We start from the raw sequence: 1,847 nt of genomic DNA, 5'->3' as shown, positions 1-1,847 counted from the left end.
CCCCAGGCCGACCCGACCGCCGTCCTGCCGCCCGTGCCGCCGCGCCCCGACAGCGACCCGCGCCCCGAGGACCCGCACCCCTGGCAGTCCCAGCTCCGGGCCGCCCGCGACCGCAACGAGCAGACGCAGGTCCAGTACCTCGACCCGAGCCAGGACCCCTTGCGCCGCCGCCCCCAGCGCCGGCAGCAGCCGCAACCGCAGCAGCCGCGCGACCGGCAGCCCGGTTACCAGCAGGCCCAGCAGTACCCGCAGCAACAGCGGCAGCAGCAGTACCAGCCGCAACCGCAGCAGCAGTACCAGCCGCCGCAGCGCCAGCAGTACCAGCCCCAGCCGCAGCCGTACGCGCCCCCGCAGCAGCCCCAGCAGCCGCAGCGCGCGCCCCGTGAGCCGAGGCAGCGCAGCGCCAACCCGATGAGGATCCCCGGGCTCGGCTGCCTCAAGGGCTGCCTGTTCACGCTGGTGCTGCTCGTCGTGGCGAGCTGGCTGATCTGGGAACTGACCCCGCTCAAGGACTGGATCGGGCAGGGGCAGAGCTACTGGAACGCGATCACCGACGCGGTGTCCACGGTGTCGGACTGGATCTCCAAACTGGGCGGCAGCTGAGCGCACCGACCTCACCGGAGGCGTGCGACTCTGTAGCTATATCGACTTCCGCGGGTCAATTCCGAGGTAATTCGCCCGCAGAAGCGAAGGTTGGCGCCCATCACGGCACGCGGCCCCCCGATCGCCGCGTAACTTTGTCGACCGGGGGTTGTTGGGTCCATCGCCAGCCGCTGAGGGAGCAGTCTTGGCACGGAAAATCGGCAGCCGGTACACCGCCCACCAGATACTGGGGCGCGGGAGCGCCGGCACGGTGTGGCTCGGGGACGGCCCGGAGGGCCCCGTGGCCATCAAACTGCTCCGCGAGGACCTGGCGTCCGACCAGGAACTCGTCGGCCGGTTCGTCCAGGAGCGCACCGCGCTCCTCGGGCTCGACCACCCGCACGTCGTCGCGGTCCGCGACCTCGTGGTGGACGGCAACGACCTCGCCCTCGTCATGGACCTGGTCCGGGGCACCGACCTGCGCACCCGGCTCGACCGCGAACGACGGCTGGCCCCCGAGGCGGCCGTCGCCGTCGTCGCTGACGTCGCCGACGGCCTCGCCGCCGCGCACGCCGCCGGGATCGTGCACCGCGACGTCAAGCCCGAGAACATCCTGCTGGACATGGAGGGGCCGCTCGGCCCCGGCAACTCCCACCCCGCGCTGCTCACCGACTTCGGCGTCGCCAAGCTCATCGACACCCCGCGCCGGACCCGGACCACCAAGATCATCGGCACGCCGGACTACCTGGCCCCCGAGATCGTCGAGGGCCTGCCGCCACGCGCCGCCGTCGACATCTACGCCCTGGCCACGGTGCTGTACGAGCTCCTCGCGGGCTTCACGCCCTTCGGCGGCGGACATCCGGGAGCGGTCCTGCGCCGCCATGTCACGGAGACCGTCGTCCCGCTCCCCGGCATCCCCGACGAGCTGTGGCAGCTGCTCGTCCAGTGCCTGGCCAAGGCCCCCGCCTCCCGGCTGCGCGCCTCCGAACTGGCCGCCCGGCTGCGCGAACAGCTCCCGCACCTGGCCGGCATCCCGCCCCTGGAGGTGGACGAGCCGGACGAGGAGCCGGAGGCCCCGCAGGGCTACGACGAGCAGCAGTACACGCCGGCCGGCGACGAGCCCCGCAGGCGCGGCGCGGTCCCGCTGGTGCCCGGCTCCACCCCGGACTCCAACCGGGACACCCACACGAGCATGCGCGTCCCGGCCCCCGACGAGCTGTCCGGCGGCCCCCGGGGCACCGCCCGCGCCCCGCGCGCCCCCGGCC

Annotated in this window: 1 protein-coding gene and 1 pseudogene; both read left to right on the top strand. The window is 73.7% G+C overall.

Annotated features, from left to right (window positions below; genetic code table 11):
• Window positions 1-603, top strand: a pseudogene (locus tag G3I41_RS33725) (serine/threonine protein kinase); the annotation flags it as partial.
• A 184-nt stretch (window positions 604-787) separates the two neighbouring features.
• The coding region (locus G3I41_RS33720; RefSeq protein ID WP_164404332.1) for a serine/threonine-protein kinase at window positions 788-1,847 on the top strand (1,060 nt) is incomplete at its 3' end.

Origin of the sequence: Streptomyces sp. SID9727, from assembly GCF_010550605.1 — a bacterium.
Lineage (GTDB): Bacteria > Actinomycetota > Actinomycetes > Streptomycetales > Streptomycetaceae > Streptomyces.
This window is presented reverse-complemented; position numbering and strand designations above follow the sequence as displayed.